Here is a 19,196-nt window from a genome sequence, read left to right as displayed (position 1 = left end):
TAATGAAGCAGCTATTCAATGCAACATTCGAGGAAAGTTTAAATTTATGTGATGATACATTTGTTACTTTTATGAATAAAGATGTCAATCAATTGCCGGATCCAACAGGCGGTAAAAAGGTAGTTGCTAGAGTGATAGGAGTACTATTACTTGTCTTTTTAATCGGAATCAATTATTTGATCGCAGTAATATCCACGAAAATTAGTAAAGGAGAACTAGGAACTAGTACAGTTCCTACACCAGAGATCAATTTTTTACCAATGTGGTCGTTTTATTTATTATTTTGTATCTGGTTAATTTTAGTTTTCATTTTTAGGGATAAAGGGGAGTATTACCTTACAAGAATAAGAGGTCAATTCAACTTAAACTTATATATCATTTGGTTAGTGATAGAGATGAATCTTTTATTCATAACTGTATTTTTTAAACCTCTTACCATTTTAGGTATGTTGTTCGTGCTAGGCTCAATCGGGCTAGTAGGCTATGTCGTGTTTAGGAGTAAAAAACGTACGATTGAATATGTGTTATATGAAGTTGAGAGAAAAAAAGACAGGGTAGATATACTGGTAGATAACGTAATGAAATTAGCAATAAAATATGGCTGGATGGTTGTGATTATCGTCATGATATGGAAATTCGTATTTCCAAATAGTGATGAAGTACGAACAGATTTTGTTGGATTCATAGGTATGTTAGGTATGTGGATAGCTATGGATATTGCAATAATTTTTGCAGAAGCCTATCTATATTTTCCCTATCTATTACAGGGGTATTATAAGAAAAAATACACAGAACAATACCGCAATTGGGAAAGGAAGAGTCAGCTAGAATGGTACGGAGAGAAGCATTTTAATAAGCACATCAAAGGAACTGATAGAGAAGAAACAACAAAAACACAAGGAGTAGATATTTAAAAATTAGAAGAGATTAACTCTAATTGGTGAAGAATATGAAAAAATTATTCAATGCGACGTTTGAACAAAGTTTAAATTTATTAGATGATCCATTAGTTGATTATATGATAAAAGATACATCTAAACGTTCGCTATATAACGGAGAAAGAAAAATTTTACCATTGATTCTATTTCTAATGCTAGTTCTTTTTTCTTACGGTATAGCTATTCTCTCAAGAAACTCCATTTTATATCCAAATCCTAGTAGTTTTCTTCCAGTTCCGAGCATTAATTTCTTGCCTCTAACCTTATTTTGGATATTGAATATTATCTATTTATGCTTTTTTATTTTTTTTCAAACGAAAAGTAGATTTAGTAACAAATTATTTATTAAGTTAAATAATTTGAATAACTACATCATACTGCTGGTTATACTAATGAACCTCTATTTTTTAACAATTTTTTTCAAGCCACTAACATTTTTTGGCACTCTATTTCTGTATCTATGTGTTATTTCAGTTGGATATGTATTGGTGATCAGTAAATTCAATAAACTAAAACGTCTTTTATTTAACCAGACTTCAGAAATGAACAGCTTTGACTCGAAAATAGAAAAATTAATGTATTTGGTTTTAAAATGTGGTGGGGGGTTGATTGTTGTCGTGGGGATTTGGAAATTTATATTTCCAGATACTGGAGAAGTTCGTAACGATATTATTGGATTTACTAGCATCGTATTCATGTGGCAGGTGATGAATATTGTAATCATAGCTGCAGAAGTATACATGTTCTTTCCATACCTATTACATGGTTATTATAAAAATAAATTCTCAGAAGAGTATCGTCGTTTGGAAGGGAAAACACAATTAGAATGGTATGGAGAGAAATATTTTAACAAACATATCAAAGGAACCGACAGGGAAGAGAAATAGCATGGGAAGTAGTGAAAATATATATAATAATTGGAAAGGCACTATCTTCGGTGAAAATTCCAAAGATTAGTTTTTGGTGATAGAGAGTATGAAAAATCTGTTCAATGCATCATTTGAACAAAGTATTAAGTTGTTGGATGACCAATTAATAATATATATGATTGAGAAAGGAGATCCTAAATCACTTCGGAGTAGACCAATATTAAATACTTTTTTTTCAATAGTAATATTTAGCATTATTTATCTTATATCTAGACTGTTTTATCATCAAGATCCTAATAGTCCAGTGGGAAGAGCTGAAATCAACTTCTTCCCATCTTGGTTAGTGGCTATGTTTTTATTTTTATGGTTACTATGTATCGTTTTCATCAAAAGATTTGTTTATAAGGAAATTAGTCAAGTTGTTTTTCTTCTAAATGCGAATAATCTATTGATAATAATGTTGTTAAGTGCAAACTTATTGTGTATTACATTTTTTCTTAAACCATTGACTCTAATAGGATTGACAGTGTTACTAGGATTAGTATTACTAGTTAGTTGTGTCATTTTTATAAATAAGAAGCGTTCAATTGAGTATGTTTTGTATGGAACAGGTAGAAAGAAAGATATGTTGGAAATGTTAGTAGAGAAAGCAATAAAATATGGCTGGATAGTTGTCATTGTCGTCATGGTATGGAAGATCGTATTTCCGGATAGTGATGAGGTCCGAATAGATTTTGTTGGATTTATCAGTACTTTAGGTTTATGGATAGCTATGAATATCGTTATGATTTTCGGAGAAGCCTATCTATTCTTCCCGTATCTATTACACGGTTATTATAAACACAAATACTCAGAAGAATACCGCAATAGGGAAGGCAAGAGTCAGCTAGAATGGTACGGTGAGAAATATTTTATGAAACATATCAAGGGAACCGCTATGGAAGAAGTATCGCATAGAGAGATTAAATTATTCGTACAGAGAAAATAAACTTTAATTGGGGACAATTATGAAAAATTTATTCAAGGCATCTTTTGAAGAAAGTTTAAATTTGAAAAATGACAAGCTAATCAATTATATGAAAAATGATGTTGAAAGGTGGGATTTAAAAGAAAGACCTATTTTATTGAAAATATTAGCGCTAGCTTTGATAGGCATGCTATATGGCATAGTTTTATTTACAAAAAACATTATTACGAATCACGATAAGAATAGTTTGGTTCCACAAGCTGATATAAACTTTTTACCATTATCTTTGTTTTGGATACTTTTGGTAATGTATTTAGTTATATGGGTCTATACATTGATTAAACGTTATCGAGCCACTAAATTTTTCTGGGGCTACATTAATGCAGTAAACATTTTTGTTTGGCTAGTAATTGAAACTAACCTTCTTTTCATCACAGCATTTCTAAAGCCTCTAACAGCTATAGGAATGGGAATATTTTTCTCAATAATTTTATTAGTAGGATATATAGTAGTTAGAAGTAAGAAAGCGTCGTTGGAAAATTTGCTTTACGATACAAATAAAAAAGAAAAGGTGGATGAATGGATAGAAAAATCAATAAATTTAGTGGTGAAGTATAGCTCAATAGTCGTTATTATCGGGGTTATTTGGAATTTTATTTTTCCTAGTGGAGATGCGCCACGTACCGATATGACGGGCTTTATAGAAATTTTAGCGATGTGGTTAGCACTTGATATAGGCTTTATTATTGCACAGGCCTATCTATTCTTCCCTTATCTATTGCATGGTTATTATAAACACAAATATTCAGAAGAATACCGTAATTTAGAAGGGCAAACACAATTAGAATGGTATGGAGAGAAATATTTTAACAAACATATCAAAAGAACTGACAAGGAGGAAATATATAATGAATGAGGGGAAAAAGTTATTACCATTAGGAAGTGTCGTGTTGCTTGAGGAAGGGTTACAAAAATTAGTCATCGTTGGAAGAGGTGCTGTATATACAGATCAACAGTCGAAAAAAGATACGTTTGCAGACTATATGGCAGTACTTTATCCCTCAGGATTAAATCCTGAGACCACGATTTTTTTTGATCATAAAAATATCGATAAAGTTGTTTTTGAAGGATATAGTGATGAAGAAGAAGTGAGATTTTTAGAGATCTATAGCAAGTGGGAGACTGACGTGAAGCAAGCAACCAGTAAACCACCCCAATCAATTCCGATTGGATTTGATTGACAGATGAGATACCATGTTATTTAAAAGTGTTTGAAATGCTTTTTCTATTTTAGGAAAATATAGGAAACAGACAAATTTGTAATCGTCTATTCAAAAAAGCCGAATCAACGGCGTTGCTTGTTGATTCGGCTTTTTGAAGTACGGACTGTGAATAGGGTCGCTATTGCTACATTATTTATACGTTTTTTCTAATTTTCTCAATTCTTCTAGCATCGCTTTTCTGCGTGGGTATTTTTCTTTTAGTTCTTTGATCAGTAATTGAACAGAGATGGTGCTACTTGGAAGGGTGGCCATTTCGGCGATCAACAAAGCCATTTTATGATACCGTAAACGTGTAGTCGTCTCAGCAGCCATCCGCCGTAATTCGTATTCATATTTTTGAAGAAGTGCTTCTGGAAATTGCTTTCTCAAGAAAGAAAAATAGCGACTTGCTTCTTCCAGTCCTGGTGACTTGAGGACATAATCCAACAATAAATCATAACGTCTTTCTTTTGAATAAAACAATCCAACGTCTGTACGATATTTTAATTTTTCAAATAAGTTTTCACGTACCTCTTCCCACTGATCAATCGAATATGTTTTTTTCAATTGATGGATCAAATTCATATCGACGGTCTCTCCCTCTAATAGAAGATGCAAGACTTGTTCCGCATACAGCTCTTTTTCCCCTAGTTTATGATAAAGATTTTTTAATGCATAACGATGCAACGTGACCATATCAGAAGAGTGTTGATCTAATACAATACTTTCATTCAAAACAGTGATTGCTTCTTCATATGCTTTCTTTTGCATCAGATAGTCAATATATTGTGAACGTATAGTTGGAGATTGCCAGCTTTCGCGTGCACGTTGATGAATTTGATTGTCTGTATAATTCAAATTTTCCATTTGGCGAATGGATAGCAGTCTTTTGTTTTTATAGTTTAAGTGTCCGTTATTTTCAGATGTTTGATCAAGTTTTTGCTGATCCTGATCAGAGAACTGTTCGGGGAATTCTTCATGTAAAATTTGTTGGATATAAAAACTAGACTGGCTTGCGTTATTTATTTTAGCTGAAAGTTTAGAATATATTCGTTGTTTTTCTTGCTCAGACGCATGTCTAAGTAATTTTTTCCATAGAGAGTAACATTGATGCATGATAAGGCTGATATCATTTTCTACATTATGTACCTTTGCTAAGTCAAAGTGTTCAACTATTCTGTTCATTAATTCGAATGCATGAAGGATCTGCTTTTTTGCGATGGATGTATCAATAAGACTGTTTAAAAATTCAGACAGTTCTTTATTGATGTTTTGAAGTGTACGATCATGAATATTGCTTCCAGAATAATGGGTATGTTTTTCTAAAATAACAATCATTTTATCGTAATCGTCCATATTTTTGATTGCAGTATGTTCTTGGAATCGTTGAGCTAGTTCTTGGTTCTCTTTTAAAATAATTAATAGAAAGTCTTGAATATCTTGTTCATTTGCATAAGAAATCAACTTGACCAGTTCGTTTGCTTTTCTCTGCTCTTTTTCTTGTTCATATTTGAACAAGGTAGCCACGACATGAGGACAATGACCTGTGTCTTCGTGGGAGCAACTGCAAGACAGACCATAGAATTGGTTGTCATCTGTTAATTGGATAAGTATGTCATACTCCTTCTTGTTTTCTTCTGTGACTTTTGCGATGATTTTTTCTTGTGTAAACAAACATCCATGAACGCGTTTTTCAATAAACATTTCATAGCCATGATCTAAATCAGATTCCCAAAAATCGTTTTTCCAATCTTTCATAAAATTTCCTCCTTTAGTTATCTTCATAGTTTAATTTTACCGAATAAATCAAAAGAAAACAGCAATTTTTTTCCAGTACGAAGATTATTTAATCTATTATAAAAGTAATAATAATATAAAACTGTTATTTTAATTTTTAGATAACTAAAAGTGACTCTGATTTACATCAAACTAAAGAAATTTTTCCACGAGCGGCTGGTTTTCTGGACGTTTCTCTTTTTCTGATAATGCAATCTGTTTAATGAGTCCATCTAAAGTGATTACTGCCATTTCTTCTTCCACTTTTTTTTGTAATCGAGAATAAGTTGCAGCCAAGACTTCTTGGATATTAGCGCCTACCACGCAATTCGGATTTGTTTTTGGATCTACTTGGATCAAATTTGTGTTGCCTTCAATACTTCGATAAATTTCCAATAAATTGATATTTTCGGGAGCTTTCGCAAGTCTGGGTGTTGGTTTCCCGCTTGTTGTATGGATAAGATCTGCTTTTTTTAATTGACTCATGATTTTTCGAACATTTGTTGGATTCGTTTCAATGCTACTTGCAATCATGTCGCTTGAAAGTAAATCAGTTCCTTGAAATATGTGGATATAAGCTAAGATGTGGATCGCATCGCTTAATTGTAGAGAATATTTCATTAAAATCCATCCTTTCAACTTGATTTCTTGACTTATCTTAGCATACTCTTTATGATAATTGTGTATTTTAAAAATGTACAGCTATATGAACAAAAATAATTAATCAATAGGGAGTGGGAATATGACTTATTTAGTAACAGGAGCAACTGGAGGATTTGGACACTACGCTTTAGAAGAATTAAAGAAACTGGTTCCATTGGAGGAAATCTATGTCCTTGCTCGTAATGAAGAAAAGGCACAGAAATTAATTGAAGCAGGTCTTCAAGTTCGCATCGGCGATTATGCTGATCGCGAGACGATGGTACAGGCGCTACAAGGCATCGATCGTCTATTATTTGTATCAGGTGTACCGGGAAATCGACAAGCTGAACATCAACATGTTGTAGAAGCAGCAAAAGAAACAGGGGTTTCTTTTATTGCCTATACTAGTTTTGCGGATGCAGATCATTCAACTAGTATCCTGGCTCCAGACCATCAATTTACAGAAAAAATCATCAAAGAATCGGGTATTAAACATACCTTTTTACGAAATAACTGGTACTTAGAAAATGAGATGCCATTGATTGGAGTAGCATTGAAAACTGGTCAGTTTGTTTATGCAGCTGGCGAAGGGAAAACCGGTTGGGCGCTAAAGAGAGAGTATGCAGAAGTAGCTGCAAAAGTGTTAGCAGGAATGGATTATCCTGAGGTCTTAGAATTATCTGGAAAACCAATCACCTATCAAGCCTTGGCAGAACAAGTGGCTAAAGTAAGTGGGAAATCTTTAGACATCCTTTCATTGGCTCCGGATGAATTTACAGACAAACTAACAGCGTCGGGATTTTCTCAAGGTGGTGCAGAAATGACGACCGCAATCCAAAATGATATTCGCAATAATCAGTTAGATGTAACTTCTGATGATTTTGAAAAAGTATTAGGACGCGAATTGACTTCGATAGAAGATGGATTAAGGGAGTTAGGTATCTAAATTAAGGACTAGTTTTTTCTACCAAATTTAATAGGAATGTTACTCTTAGAGCACGCGTACGGGTTTGGAAATAGCAGATGTATTTCTAAGCTATGCCGGCAAGCCTCTAAGAGTTTTTTATTTTTTGATTTGAGCCAATAATCATCGACTTCAAAAATAGAAAGTTACAAAATGGCATAAAGACTCCTCTAAATCTTAAGAATTTATATACTGAAAAATGTTGAAATCTATGTATAATTAAAAAGTGTATGATGTTTAAAGAGAGTGTATATTTCTGTTATCATATGCAACACATTAAATTATTTTATTTTTAAGAATAAAGGAGAAGTAATGAAAGCAAAAAATTTATTATTTAGTGCAATTGTTCTGAGTAGTCTTGTGACTACCAACCTTACTGTACTTGCAGAAGAAGTAGGGACAAATAATTCTGTTGAAACCACCGTTTCGACACAAGCAGACGATGTGACAGAACAGCCTACGGAAAATGTGGAACAAACTGAATCTATTACGAATCCTCTGACAAATGGGGAAGAACTAACACACACACATCAAGCGGATTTATCACAATTTGAAAATCCTGGCATAGCAGCATTTTCAGCACGTGCTTCTTCAAATGCGCAACAAGCGTTCATTGATAGCATTGCTGCAAGTGCACAGACCTTAGCAAGCGCGAATGACTTATATGCTTCAGTTATGATCGCTCAAGCGATTGTTGAAAGTGGCTGGGGGAAAAGTACGCTAGCTTCGGCACCTAACTACAATTTATTTGGAATAAAGGGAAGTTATAATGGGCAATCCGTAACAATGCCAACTTCTGAGTTTGTAAATGGGCAATGGATCACTGTAAATGCCGCTTTTCGTAAATATCCTTCGTACGCAGAATCTTTACAGGATAATGTAACTGTTCTTAAAACAACTTCGTTCCAATCGGGTGTGTATTATTACTCAGGTGCTTGGAAAAGTAATACCTCTTCGTATAAAGATGCCACAGCATGGTTAACAGGGCGTTACGCGACAGCACCAAACTATGGTTCAACATTGAATAGTATTATTGAAACCTATAATTTGACACAATATGATACGCCAAACTCTAGTTCTTCACCGATGTATCGCTTATATAATAAAAGTACAGGGCAACATTTGTACACATTAAATGCGGGAGAGAAAAACTATTTATCAACAGTTGGTTGGAAATACGAAGGAATTGCATGGCAAGCACCAAATAGTGGTCAACCGGTGTATCGTCTGTATAATCCAAATAATGGGGATCATCATTATACAATGGCTCAGTCAGAAATCAACTTCCTTACACCACTAGGCTGGAGATATGAAGGGCTAAGTTTTTATTCTGGAGGTTCTAAACCAATTTATCGACTATTTAACCCAAATGAAACTATCGGAACACATCATTACACATTAAGTTCAGTAGAAAGAGATTCTTTGACACCATTAGGTTGGAGATATGAAGGAATCGGCTTTTACGCGAATTAATAAATAAAAAATATCTACTTGGCATTTTCAAATAATGTCAGGTAGATATTTTTTATAAAAGATCAGATCAATCAAACTGATCCAAACGCCAACGTTCAATGATGTTGTTTAATTTTGTTCCATAATTTGGATCAGTTGCATATGTTCCAGTTAAGGCTTGGGTCGCATCTCGATAAGAACGTGTATTAACTTTCCAAGTTCCACGATAGCGAACAGGGTCCCAAGGTACGCCATATTTCAGTTTCACAGCATTGTCGATGAAAGATTCATCGGTACTTTGATAGACGCGGAATTTAGAATTGACAGGTATCGTGATCCCGTTGACAACTTCATTGGATACATGCCAAACGTAATCATATTTCCCTTCATCTTCCCCATCTTTGAACTTCATTCCAAAGAAATTGTTCGCATTGCGTGCCAAGAAGCTAGTGCCATAGCCGGTCTCTAGAATTGCTTGAGCAAGCATGACAGAAGTGTACAATCCATATGCTGGAGCAACTCGATTTGCACTTTGTGTAATAGAATTGACAAATCTTCCTTCTGGTGTTGAAGTGTCAATTTGACCTAATATGGTCAGTTGATTTGCTTGGTAACCCGCTGGTTTTCGATCATTTTCTACAATCGTGACTTCAATTGCTTCGACAGGTAGACTCATTCCAACTGAGCCTGCTTTTTGACCATTTGAAGCCCAACCTAACCAACCGCGTGAACGGACGAATGAACGATAGTAAATATCGTATTTTTCAGATAATTCACCTGTTAGTTGAAAAGAGAAGGCCTGGAGTGCACGACTATGTCCGACCGAACCTGATATTGCTCCATTCTCAACAGGATTTGTCCATCCACTTGTTGAAATATGTGAATCATATCTAATTCCACCAGAGTAATCACTTTGTTCTAATTGTGCACGAATTGCTTCAAATTGCCGCCCTTGATTCGCATGATTGATTGAATTACTTAGACCATTGCGATTGACCCAACCAATACCAGACACATGACCATCAAAGGAAACCTTAGGTGGCGCAATTCGAAAGGCACGAGCAGTTTGACCTGGGGGAGCTTGCCCTTTTTCGACTAGTTTTATTTGTAAGCTCTCTGCACGATATGAGTAACCTTGTGTGCCAGCTGATTCTCCATTTTTTGCCCAGTCTAACCAGCCGAAGTGTTGGGAGTGGACACGGTAATAAATATCATAGTGGTGACTGATATCACCGGTCAAATTAATTCGGACAGCTTGTAATGCTAAGCTTTGTCCAACGGTCCCTGAAGTTTGTCCTTCCTGAATCCATGAAGTTTCCCAACCACGATGTGCCAGGTGGGATTGGTAAACGATACCACCTTCATAACTATTTTCCGTTAATTTTAATTGAAGTGCCTGTAAGCTAAGTCCTTGTCCGACCGTTCCAACTTGTGTCTCGGCTGTTTGTTCTGGTAGCCATCCTCTAGAAGCTACGTGAGCGTTCGCTAAGACAGAAGGGGTTTTTTCAACATAAGATTCACCCGTTGGTGGCCCAATTTGCTCTTTGGGTAGCAGACGTATTTCAATTGCTTCAATACGATAACCGTACCCCAATGTACCAGCACTATTTCCATTTTCTGCCCAAGGTAACCAGCCTAGATTTTGAGCATGGATTCGGTAATAAATATTGTAATGTGTTGCAAGTTCGTCTGTCAGTCGTATCCTGATTCCTTCAATCTGACGACCTTGTCCTTCTGTTCCCGATATCCCTCCATTTGATACCCAATTTTGCCAACCATGATTTTCAATATAGGAAGTATATTCGATTGATCCAGAAAAGGCAGAAGAGAGATTGACACGTAACGCTTCAATACGTAACCCTTGTCCTTCTGTTCCAGAAATTTCCCCATTCGAAGATTCAGGAAGCCAACCTTGCCCGCGTACATGCGTGGAATAATTTATAGATGCTCTTTGGACGTAAGAATCTCCAAGTTCAGGACCTTGTTGGGAGCGGCTAATTAATTGAATTTCGATGGCTTCGATTCGGAAACCAAAACTGGATGTTCCAGAAGGATTTCCATTTTTTGCCCAAGGTAGCCAACCAAGTTTTTGAACATGAACTCGGTAATAAAGGTTATAATTTTCAGCCAATTCTCCTGTGAGTCGCATATTAATTCCTTCAATTTGAAGACCTTGCCCCTCCGTTCCTGATATTGCTCCATTTGATACCCAGTCTTGCCAGCCAGTTCCTTCAACATAGGAACTATACTCAATCGAACCAGAAAGGGAAGAAGTAAGATTGGCACGTATTGCTTCAATGCGTAGTCCTTGTCCTTCTGTGCCAGACAACTCACCATTTTTTGAGGTGGGCATCCAACCATGTCCACGCACATGTGTTGAGTAACTAATTGAAGTTTCTGTTCTTCTTTCGCTAGGTGAATGATTTGTATCATTGACACTACTATTTGAAGGTATAGTAGGTGTAATATTTTCTGTTTCAGTTGTGTCTGGATCACCTTGTCCCAATTTGTTGAAGTCGTTCTGATCAACATACCCCACCACAACATTGTCATGGGATATTTTATAAAATGAACGGTTATTGATTTGTATTTGTTGATTTATTTCATAAAGTGTTTCAAGATCAGCTTGCATTGCAGATTTTTCAAGCCATGCGTCATCTAAAGTGGAATAAATTTTTGCATGATTTCCTGTTAATTTTCCTTTTTCAGAAAGGTTTATTATTTTAGAAGCATGATAAGTTAAATTTTCTGCAAAAATCCAACCGGACTGCGTATCGCTTTCAACAAAAAAGAATGTTTCCTGATTGGATAATACGATTTTTCGACTCAAAAGAATGTTTCCAGAGAATACTTTTTCATTAGATTGTTGATTAAATGTATCAGTTAGTGATTGTTGTTGCACACTCCCATATTGATCAGTTAAATCTTCTATTTCTCGAATAGTGGTTTTTTCTGTGACCTGCGGATAATACTCTTGGATCAAAGCAAACAAACTATCTTCATTGATCGCTAAAGTTGGATCAATTGAAAGAATATCTGTGAGATTCTCGAGTGAGAGTTGATAAGTTTTAAACTGTTGTGCAAGATAATAAGCTAAAGTTTGTTTGGTTTGTGAGACATCTCCAGTGTAGACAGCTAACTGGATCGTGGATGAATCAGTAGTTCGGGGGTTAGGGACTTGCACATCTGTGGAATTGATTTCATAGATTATGTTTCCACCAATGTAGCTGTGTGTTGTTTTTTTGTTTTCCTCATCTTCAATAAATGTTTGTTGCATAGTTTCAGTCGCTGATAAGTTGATTCGTTTCGGTTTACTGACACCATCCTTATAGCTTTCTCCTATTAATTGGGGAGTTCCTATTATAGTTGGTGTGTCAGTGCTGGGTGGGGGTATCTCTTCATTTGTGGTTGAAATGGTAGTTGGAGATATTACATTTGTTGTTTTTTCTTCGGTGATTGAACTTGAGGTGGTTTCGGTTTGCTGATTATTGTTTGTTACTGTTTCTGCTAAAGCAATACATGGCGACAATGATGCGTTTAATAACATTATCGATGCAAGCAAAATCCTTACTTTCATCAAATATCCTCCTAATTATAATCTTTTCTTTATTTGATTGATAAGAAAATGTTATTTTTATTTCGATCTTACTAATATTATTCTATCGTAAATTTAATTATTTTCCAATATATTTTCTAAATTAAGTCAAGAAATGTAGCTCAATGAAAAAAATAAAATAAAAACTTACGAAAAATTTTCATTTATGCTATGCTGTTTTTCATGAAAAGGAGTGATTGAAGTGCCAACAAACAAAAAAGAAGGAATTATTTTTACAACGATGATGTGTTTTCTGATGGTTTTAGGGATGAGTATCTATAATCTATGGTTACATAATGCGTTGCATGTATCAAACTTATTCGTAGGACTTATACCAGGATTTATCGTGGCATTTATCTTAGATGTTTTTATCGTAGGAGTAGTCGCGAAAAAGATTGCTTTCAAATTACCTATAAATAAACAAAATAAAATGCAAATGATCCTTACGATTTCATGTCTCATGGTTTTAGGTATGGTGACATGTATGTCATTATTCGGTATTGTTATTGAACAAGGAATTCCAGAACAATTTCTTTCTGCCTATCTTACAGCTTGGAAAATGAATGTGATCATGGCGTTGCCATTACAGTTATTATTTGTCGGTCCAGTTTCACGTGCAGTTTTGGCGACGATCCAAAAATAAATAAAGAAGTCTCTATGTTGTCGCTAGCAACTTTCAGTTAGATAAGCTAAAATGCAAGCAAGACATAAATGCGAGGCTTAGATGATGATCGAAGAATATTTTAAAGAGGTAGGTTTGACGATGGTCGAACTACCTGTTGAATGGGTAGATGAACAGTTGATTTATCGGGGGTTGATCAAGGAGCTTCCGACGATCAATGCGGAGGCTAATTCAAGGGCAAAAATGCAACAACAATTAGCAGAGACCTACCGAATCTATCGTGAACAACTTCTTCTTGAATCAGAAGAGGAAAAAGAAACTACCACAAATCTGACGAGTGAACAATTATTGCGCTATTACGATGGAGAAACGTTTGATGGCTTTTCTTTATTTGATCAATTAACGGAAGAATAGTCTATCAAGGGAGAATGTACTAATAGTGTTCACTCTTTAGAAACAAGACGACATCCACGAAATTTATTTTAAAATTTTGTGGATGTCGTCTTATTTTTTTCTTTTAATAAAGAATAATCTGATTTTTACGTAACTTTATTATGAAAGACAACTCGCACATAAAATGTTTCCCGTGAAACATTATTCACGAATTTGTCCGTCTCCGTAGATGATATATTTTGTCGTCGTCAATTCATTCAAACCCATTGGACCTCTAGCATGAAGTTTTTGTGTAGAGATACCGATTTCTGCACCAAAGCCAAAAACTGAACCATCCGTGAAGCGAGTGGACGCATTGACGTAAACAGCAGCTGCATCAACTTCATTTAAAAAGCGTTGGCTTGCTGTGTAACTGTCCGTCACGATAGCTTCGGAATGTTGTGTATTGTGACGGTTGATATGTTCGATTGCTTCGTCCAAAGAATCAACGATCTTAACCGCTAAAATATAATCCAAATATTCTGTATCCCAATCGGTTTCGTCTGCTAAGGTTGCGGTCTCTAAATAATCTAACGCGCGAGCATCTGCATGTAGAGAGACACCATGTTCAACCAGTGCTTGCTCAATAGATGGCAAGAAGAAAGGTGCGATCTCTGAATGGATCAGCAAAGTCTCGGCAGCGTTACAGACAGAAGGGCGAGATGTTTTGGCGTTCACAATGATATCCACTGCCATGGCTAATTGTGCTTCTTTATCGATATAGATATGGTTGTTGCCGGTACCCGTTTCAATGATTGGTACAGTGGCTTGCTCTTTCACACGTTTGATCAACGAAGTACCACCTCGGGGAATCAATACGTCTAAATAATCCGTTAATCGCATCAATTCCGCAGCCGTCTCATGAGAGGTATCATCCACGAATTGGATCGCGTAAGGCGAAACTTCAGCATTTCCCAATGTTGCTTGAAGTAATTCAACCAACAGTTGATTGGAATGGAAGGCTTCTTTTCCACCACGTAAAATCACTGCATTTCCTGATTTAAATGCGAGACTTGCCGCATCAGTTGTCACATTCGGACGTGATTCGTAGATCATGCCGATGACACCTAGAGGGACACGTTTCTTGCCAATCAATAAACCATCTTCGTTTTGCCACATGTGATCGACTTTTCCGATTGGGTCGTCTAGTTGCGCCACTTTAATGATTTCTTCCGCCATTGTATGGATGCGTTCTGGTGTTAGCCGTAAACGATCTTGCATTGTTTCACTAATATTATTTTCTGTCGCTTGATCTAAGTCTTTTTGATTGGCTTCAAGAATGGCTAGTTGATTTCTCTTGATTGTTTGTGCCATTTGCAACAATAAATCATTTTTTTGTTTAGTCGGCATCAAAGCAAGTTCTCGCGCGCCTTTTTTTGCTTGTTTCCCAAGTTGGTTAAGATCAGTCATTATAAAACCTCCTTAAATAATGTGCCGATTTCTTTTCCAGCTAAAATATCAAAAATGATTGCTGGATTTTTTCCGTTTGCTAAGATCATTGGACGATTTGCTTCAAAGATCCTTAAAGCTGCTTTTAGTTTGCTTGCCATCCCACCAGTTCCGTAGGCACTACCAGCACCACCTGCTTGGGCCATCAGTTCATCGTCGATCGCGGTAACTGTTTGATACATTTCAGCGTCAGGATTGATGGTTGGATTATCCGTATAAAAACCGTCGATATCTGAAAGAATGATGAGTAGATCAGCGGCAATCAGTTTGGTAACGATCGCAGATAACTGATCATTGTCGCCAAATTTGGTGGAGTGATCTAATTCATCAACTGCAACGGTGTCATTTTCATTGACGATCGGAATGGTTCCCATTGCTAGTAGCTGTTCTAACGTATTGACAACATTTTTTCGGCTTTCAGGGTAATCGATAACATCCCGCGTCACTAAGATTTGGGCCGTTTGTTGACCATACGCACTGAACCGTTGATTATAGATATTCATCAATTCAGCTTGTCCAATTGCTGCAATCGCTTGTTGTGCGGGGATCGTATTAGGACGCTTTGCTAGATTCATCTTGTGCATTCCAACACCTACTGCACCGGAAGAGACTAAGACGATTTCTTTGCCTTGATTACGAAGGTCAGAGAGAACAAAAGCGAGTTGATCGATCGCACCCAAATTGATGTTGCCATTTGGATAGATCAACGTACTTGTTCCTACTTTTATAATGATTCGTTTTGCTTCTATTATTTCTTTTCGCATGGTGCACCTCAACTAATCTTTTTTACACAGAAATGATTTTGCTCTATTCTACTTGTTTTCAATCATAAAGTCATGTTTTAATAAACTTTTTTTCAAAAAATCAATAAATTTGTTTCTTAAATAGAGAAAGGAATTTCATGAAGAATTCGTTAACTTTGGGTATTCAGTCGCTTGGTATGTTAAAATAGAACTAGTTTACTCTGGGAGGGATTCGGTGAATAAAAGAGGTTTTGAAGTAATTACACGTTATCAGGATCAACAGATCCAATTGCCGCAAAGAGCGACTCATCACGCTGCCGGTTATGATTTTGAAGCAGCAGAAGATGTGGTGATTCCAAGTGTTTGGAAAGCCGGGTTCAAGCAAGGACTAACAGCTGTATCAGATGCGCTGATCTCTGAAATGTCAGCAGAGGAAAAGAAAATCAAACCCGTTTTAGTGCCTACAGGAATCAAAGCGTATATGGGTGAGGATGAATTCTTACAATTAGCCAATCGTTCGAGCAATCCATTAAAACGTTTTTTGATTTTGACGAATGGTGTCGGCGTGATCGATAGTGACTATTATAATAACGAAGCAAATGAAGGGCATATCATGTTCCAATTCACGAATTTTGGTTTCAAAGATGTAGTGATCAAAAAAGGGGAAAGAATTGGGCAAGGAATCTTCCTACCGTTCTTAAAAGCGGACCAAGATCAAACCGCTAATGCTCGTCAAGGTGGATTTGGTTCATCCAACCAATAAGCAAAGTAGATTTAAGTTATCTTTAACTCAAGAAAAGTAAAATGAAAGACAGGTGGTACACCGAAATGGCCAAAAAAGCAAAAGTTCAATTTGTTTGTCAAAATTGTGGCTATGTGTCGCCTAAATTTTTAGGACGTTGCCCAAATTGTGGCAAATGGAATACCATGGTTGAAGAAATCGAACAAGATACAACGGACCGCAGAGTACGAACGAGTTTGACCGGAGAAAAAGCCAAGCCAACAAAAATTGCTGAGGTGGTTCCTAAGAAAGAACCACGAGTAAAGACGAAGCTAGAAGAATTGAACCGTGTTTTAGGCGGTGGTGTGGTCCCTGGCTCGATGGTTTTGATCGGTGGCGACCCTGGTATCGGAAAATCCACCTTACTCTTGCAAGTATCACAGCAACTGGCTGCTATTGGTGGAAAAGTCCTTTACGTATCGGGAGAAGAGAGTGCGGACCAAATCAAGTTGCGTGCAGAACGATTAGGTTCGATCGACACAGAGTTTTACTTGTATGCAGAGACAGATATGAATGAAATCAGTCGAGCCATCGAACAAATTTCACCTGATTATGTCATCATCGATTCGATCCAAACAATGACTCAACCTGATATTACGAGTGTCGCTGGTAGTGTTAGTCAAGTGCGAGAAACCACAGCTGAGCTATTGAAAATCGCAAAAACAAACGGTATTGCTATCTTTATAGTAGGTCATGTCACGAAAGAAGGCTCGATTGCAGGTCCGCGCATGTTAGAGCACATGGTTGATACGGTCTTGTATTTTGAAGGTGAGCAACATCATAGTTTTCGCATTTTGCGTGCCGTCAAAAATCGTTTTGGTTCCACCAATGAGATCGGTATTTTTGAGATGCACGCCCATGGCCTTGAAGAAGTAGCCAATCCTTCACAGATTTTCTTAGAAGAACGATTGGATGGGGCGACAGGTTCAGCGATCGTTGTCGCCATGGAAGGTACACGTCCGATCTTGGTTGAGATCCAAGCCTTAGTCACGCCTACGATGTTCGGAAATGCCAAACGAACAACGACTGGTTTAGACTTTAATCGGGTGTCATTGATCATGGCAGTCTTAGAAAAACGGGCAGGATTATTGTTGCAAAATCAAGATGCTTACTTAAAAGCAGCTGGTGGGGTAAAATTAAATGAACCTGCAATCGACTTAGCGATTGCAGTCAGTATTGCGTCTAGTTACAAAGAAAAAGGAACGCAACCAACGGAGTGTTTTATTGGAGAAATCGGTCTGACTGGTGAAATCAGAAGAGTCAACCAAATTGAACAACGAGTCAAAGAAGTACAAAAATTAGGTTTTACAAAAGTATATTTACCTAAAAATAATTTAGGTGGTTGGAATATTCCAGAGGGTATCGAAGTCGTAGGTGTTGCTACACTTGATGAAACTCTTAGACGAGTATTTCGCTAAAATCAAAATGAAATGGAGGAAACAGGATGCAAAAACGTGTCATCACCTTACTGATGATCATCGTTGGTGCCAGCTTAGGGATTTCTTTTTTACCTACAGCTTGGCAGGCGATCGGTCAACAGACGAATGGATGGCTGAATAACACCTTTACCAATAGCTTGTTAGGTGCACTTATTTTCTTTCTATTATCTTTGCTATTGGCAAAACATATAACAGCAGTCATCAAGCAAATTGAAGAAAAATTAAGTGAGGTCAGCTTGACGTATCTCTTATTTGGCGCAATCGGTGCAATTATTGGCCTAACGTTGGGGGTTGTGATCTCAACGCCGCTTTACAATATTGAAATACCTTTTGTGAACAGTGTTTTACCCATCTTATTGATGGTGATCCTTGGCTATTTGGGCTTGCGAATGGGAACGACCCGCATCGAAGAATGGAAGAAAATATTTGGACCTAGAAGCAAAAAGGTGGAGCAAGAAACACCTAGTCAGGTGGAAAGTCAGTTATTAGAACGCAAATTAGATGATCATTTTCATAAATATAAAATTTTAGACACAAGCGTCATTATTGATGGACGTATTTACGATATTACAAAAACAGGATTTCTAGAAGGAACCTTGATGATCCCAAATTTCGTCCTGTATGAATTACAATATATCGCTGATTCTGGCGATAGCCTGAAGCGGGTACGTGGACGTCGCGGACTAGATATTTTGAACGCGTTACAAAAAGAAGAAGGTATTTCAGTTGAGATGTATGATGGTGATTTTGAAGACATCAGTGAAGTAGATAGTAAGCTGATCAAATTGGCAAAACTATTAGATGGTGTCATCGTGACCAATGATTATAATCTTAACAAAGTCTCTGAATTTCAAAATGTACCTGTTCTCAATATCAATGCACTTGCTAACGCAGTGAAGCCAGTCGTTATCCCTGGTGAGAATATGAATGTACTAGTGGTCAAAGCAGGTACAGAACGTCAACAAGGAGTGGCTTATCTAGATGACGGTACAATGGTGGTTGTAGAAGATGGACAACACTACATGAATGAACGGATCGAAGTCGTGGTAACGAGTGCACTACAAACAGCTGCCGGACGCATGATCTTTGCAAAACCTGCTCATGCGGGTCGAGGAATCGACAATAAGCGTGAAAATGAGAAAAAAGCGAAATAAAAACGCAATATGGTAAATATGAGGCAGTTAGACATCGTCAGATTTTTTAGAGAGATGGTTTTTGCTTCCTCAGTTTAGGTGGAGTAGGCGAGGATTGAAAAGTAGGCCAAA

The 19,196-nt window shown here is 36.8% G+C and carries 17 protein-coding genes; 12 read left to right on the top strand and 5 right to left on the bottom strand.

Going from position 1 to position 19,196, the window contains the following annotated elements:
• Window positions 1-2 precede the first annotated feature (2 nt).
• From IGI79_RS13280 to IGI79_RS13260, 5 genes are all read left to right on the top strand, one after another.
• Window positions 3-914: a hypothetical protein gene (locus IGI79_RS13280; RefSeq protein ID WP_104776003.1), complete on the top strand. Its 912-nt coding sequence runs from the start codon at window positions 3-5 to the stop codon at window positions 912-914.
• 35 nt (window positions 915-949) lie between these two features.
• Window positions 950-1,825, top strand: a complete 876-nt coding sequence (locus IGI79_RS13275) for a hypothetical protein (RefSeq protein WP_104776002.1) — start codon at window positions 950-952, stop codon at window positions 1,823-1,825.
• A gap of 88 nt (window positions 1,826-1,913) precedes the next feature.
• Window positions 1,914-2,795, top strand: coding sequence for a hypothetical protein (locus IGI79_RS13270; RefSeq protein ID WP_104776001.1), 882 nt, complete (start codon window positions 1,914-1,916; stop codon window positions 2,793-2,795).
• Window positions 2,796-2,814: 19 nt separating this feature from the next.
• Window positions 2,815-3,690, top strand: a complete 876-nt coding sequence (locus IGI79_RS13265) for a hypothetical protein (RefSeq protein WP_104776000.1) — start codon at window positions 2,815-2,817, stop codon at window positions 3,688-3,690.
• Entirely contained in the window at window positions 3,683-4,015 is a 333-nt protein-coding gene (locus tag IGI79_RS13260; protein ID WP_019723025.1) for a DUF4176 domain-containing protein, read from the top strand. Before IGI79_RS13265 ends, IGI79_RS13260 begins: the two co-directional genes overlap by 8 nt.
• Before the next feature lie 171 nt (window positions 4,016-4,186).
• Here the strand turns inward: IGI79_RS13260 and IGI79_RS13255 are convergent, their stop codons facing one another.
• Window positions 4,187-5,794: an SWIM zinc finger family protein gene (locus tag IGI79_RS13255; protein WP_104775999.1), complete on the bottom strand. Its 1,608-nt coding sequence runs from the start codon at window positions 5,792-5,794 to the stop codon at window positions 4,187-4,189.
• A 171-nt stretch (window positions 5,795-5,965) separates the two neighbouring features.
• On the bottom strand, window positions 5,966-6,433 hold the full coding sequence (locus tag IGI79_RS13250) for an Rrf2 family transcriptional regulator (RefSeq protein ID WP_104775998.1): 468 nt from the start codon (window positions 6,431-6,433) through the stop codon (window positions 5,966-5,968).
• A 121-nt stretch (window positions 6,434-6,554) separates the two neighbouring features.
• Between IGI79_RS13250 and IGI79_RS13245 the strand changes: the two genes are divergently transcribed.
• Together IGI79_RS13245 and IGI79_RS13240 are read left to right on the top strand one after the other, a co-directional pair.
• Window positions 6,555-7,400, top strand: coding sequence for an SDR family oxidoreductase (locus tag IGI79_RS13245; RefSeq protein WP_065096463.1), 846 nt, complete (start codon window positions 6,555-6,557; stop codon window positions 7,398-7,400).
• A gap of 330 nt (window positions 7,401-7,730) precedes the next feature.
• Window positions 7,731-8,891 carry a glycoside hydrolase family 73 protein gene (locus IGI79_RS13240; protein WP_010734052.1) on the top strand — a complete coding sequence of 387 codons (1,161 nt, stop codon included), beginning with the start codon at window positions 7,731-7,733 and terminating at the stop codon, window positions 8,889-8,891.
• A 67-nt stretch (window positions 8,892-8,958) separates the two neighbouring features.
• Here IGI79_RS13240 and IGI79_RS13235 read toward each other — a convergent pair whose 3' ends face one another.
• A complete protein-coding gene (locus tag IGI79_RS13235) occupies window positions 8,959-12,447 on the bottom strand; it encodes a glucosaminidase domain-containing protein (protein ID WP_104775996.1) in 3,489 nt (1,162 codons plus the stop codon).
• A gap of 220 nt (window positions 12,448-12,667) precedes the next feature.
• Between IGI79_RS13235 and IGI79_RS13230 the strand changes: the two genes are divergently transcribed.
• Window positions 12,668-13,108 carry a DUF2798 domain-containing protein gene (locus tag IGI79_RS13230; protein WP_019723030.1) on the top strand — a complete coding sequence of 147 codons (441 nt, stop codon included), beginning with the start codon at window positions 12,668-12,670 and terminating at the stop codon, window positions 13,106-13,108.
• An 84-nt stretch (window positions 13,109-13,192) separates the two neighbouring features.
• Window positions 13,193-13,501, top strand: a complete 309-nt coding sequence (locus tag IGI79_RS13225; protein WP_029594010.1) for a hypothetical protein — start codon at window positions 13,193-13,195, stop codon at window positions 13,499-13,501.
• A gap of 180 nt (window positions 13,502-13,681) precedes the next feature.
• Here IGI79_RS13225 and IGI79_RS13220 read toward each other — a convergent pair whose 3' ends face one another.
• Window positions 13,682-14,929, bottom strand: a complete 1,248-nt coding sequence (locus IGI79_RS13220) for a glutamate-5-semialdehyde dehydrogenase (protein ID WP_104775995.1) — start codon at window positions 14,927-14,929, stop codon at window positions 13,682-13,684.
• Entirely contained in the window at window positions 14,929-15,732 is an 804-nt protein-coding gene (gene proB / locus IGI79_RS13215) for a glutamate 5-kinase (RefSeq protein ID WP_104775994.1), read from the bottom strand. The genes IGI79_RS13220 and proB overlap by 1 nt, the downstream gene beginning before the upstream one ends.
• Before the next feature lie 214 nt (window positions 15,733-15,946).
• On the opposite strand from proB, the gene IGI79_RS13210 reads away from it, so the two are divergent.
• The 3 genes from IGI79_RS13210 to IGI79_RS13200 all read left to right on the top strand — a co-directional run bounded on the left by IGI79_RS13210 (window position 15,947) and on the right by IGI79_RS13200 (window position 19,085).
• Complete coding sequence (locus tag IGI79_RS13210; protein WP_010734058.1) at window positions 15,947-16,474, top strand: dUTP diphosphatase; 528 nt, start codon at window positions 15,947-15,949, stop codon at window positions 16,472-16,474.
• A 65-nt stretch (window positions 16,475-16,539) separates the two neighbouring features.
• Entirely contained in the window at window positions 16,540-17,910 is a 1,371-nt protein-coding gene (radA, locus tag IGI79_RS13205) for a DNA repair protein RadA (protein ID WP_019723034.1), read from the top strand.
• Window positions 17,911-17,936: 26 nt separating this feature from the next.
• Complete coding sequence (locus IGI79_RS13200) at window positions 17,937-19,085, top strand: PIN/TRAM domain-containing protein (protein WP_019723035.1); 1,149 nt, start codon at window positions 17,937-17,939, stop codon at window positions 19,083-19,085.
• Window positions 19,086-19,196 lie beyond the last annotated feature (111 nt).

Origin of the sequence: Enterococcus sp. AZ084, from assembly GCF_051714905.1 — a bacterium.
Lineage (GTDB): Bacteria > Bacillota > Bacilli > Lactobacillales > Enterococcaceae > Enterococcus_B > Enterococcus_B pernyi.
Note: the sequence above shows the minus strand (reverse complement) of the source record. Positions and strands in the feature narration are given on the sequence as shown.

Coding starts and splice junctions, on each gene's coding strand:
- IGI79_RS13280 (WP_104776003.1), top strand. CDS start 3: ATGAAGCAGCTATTCAATGCAACATTCGAGGAAAGTTTAAATTTATGT.
- IGI79_RS13275 (WP_104776002.1), top strand. CDS start 950: ATGAAAAAATTATTCAATGCGACGTTTGAACAAAGTTTAAATTTATTA.
- IGI79_RS13270 (WP_104776001.1), top strand. CDS start 1,914: ATGAAAAATCTGTTCAATGCATCATTTGAACAAAGTATTAAGTTGTTG.
- IGI79_RS13265 (WP_104776000.1), top strand. CDS start 2,815: ATGAAAAATTTATTCAAGGCATCTTTTGAAGAAAGTTTAAATTTGAAA.
- IGI79_RS13260 (WP_019723025.1), top strand. CDS start 3,683: ATGAATGAGGGGAAAAAGTTATTACCATTAGGAAGTGTCGTGTTGCTT.
- IGI79_RS13255 (WP_104775999.1), bottom strand. CDS start 5,794: ATGAAAGATTGGAAAAACGATTTTTGGGAATCTGATTTAGATCATGGC.
- IGI79_RS13250 (WP_104775998.1), bottom strand. CDS start 6,433: ATGAAATATTCTCTACAATTAAGCGATGCGATCCACATCTTAGCTTAT.
- IGI79_RS13245 (WP_065096463.1), top strand. CDS start 6,555: ATGACTTATTTAGTAACAGGAGCAACTGGAGGATTTGGACACTACGCT.
- IGI79_RS13240 (WP_010734052.1), top strand. CDS start 7,731: ATGAAAGCAAAAAATTTATTATTTAGTGCAATTGTTCTGAGTAGTCTT.
- IGI79_RS13235 (WP_104775996.1), bottom strand. CDS start 12,447: ATGAAAGTAAGGATTTTGCTTGCATCGATAATGTTATTAAACGCATCA.
- IGI79_RS13225 (WP_029594010.1), top strand. CDS start 13,193: ATGATCGAAGAATATTTTAAAGAGGTAGGTTTGACGATGGTCGAACTA.
- IGI79_RS13220 (WP_104775995.1), bottom strand. CDS start 14,929: ATGACTGATCTTAACCAACTTGGGAAACAAGCAAAAAAAGGCGCGCGA.
- proB (WP_104775994.1), bottom strand. CDS start 15,732: ATGCGAAAAGAAATAATAGAAGCAAAACGAATCATTATAAAAGTAGGA.
- radA (WP_019723034.1), top strand. CDS start 16,540: ATGGCCAAAAAAGCAAAAGTTCAATTTGTTTGTCAAAATTGTGGCTAT.
- IGI79_RS13200 (WP_019723035.1), top strand. CDS start 17,937: ATGCAAAAACGTGTCATCACCTTACTGATGATCATCGTTGGTGCCAGC.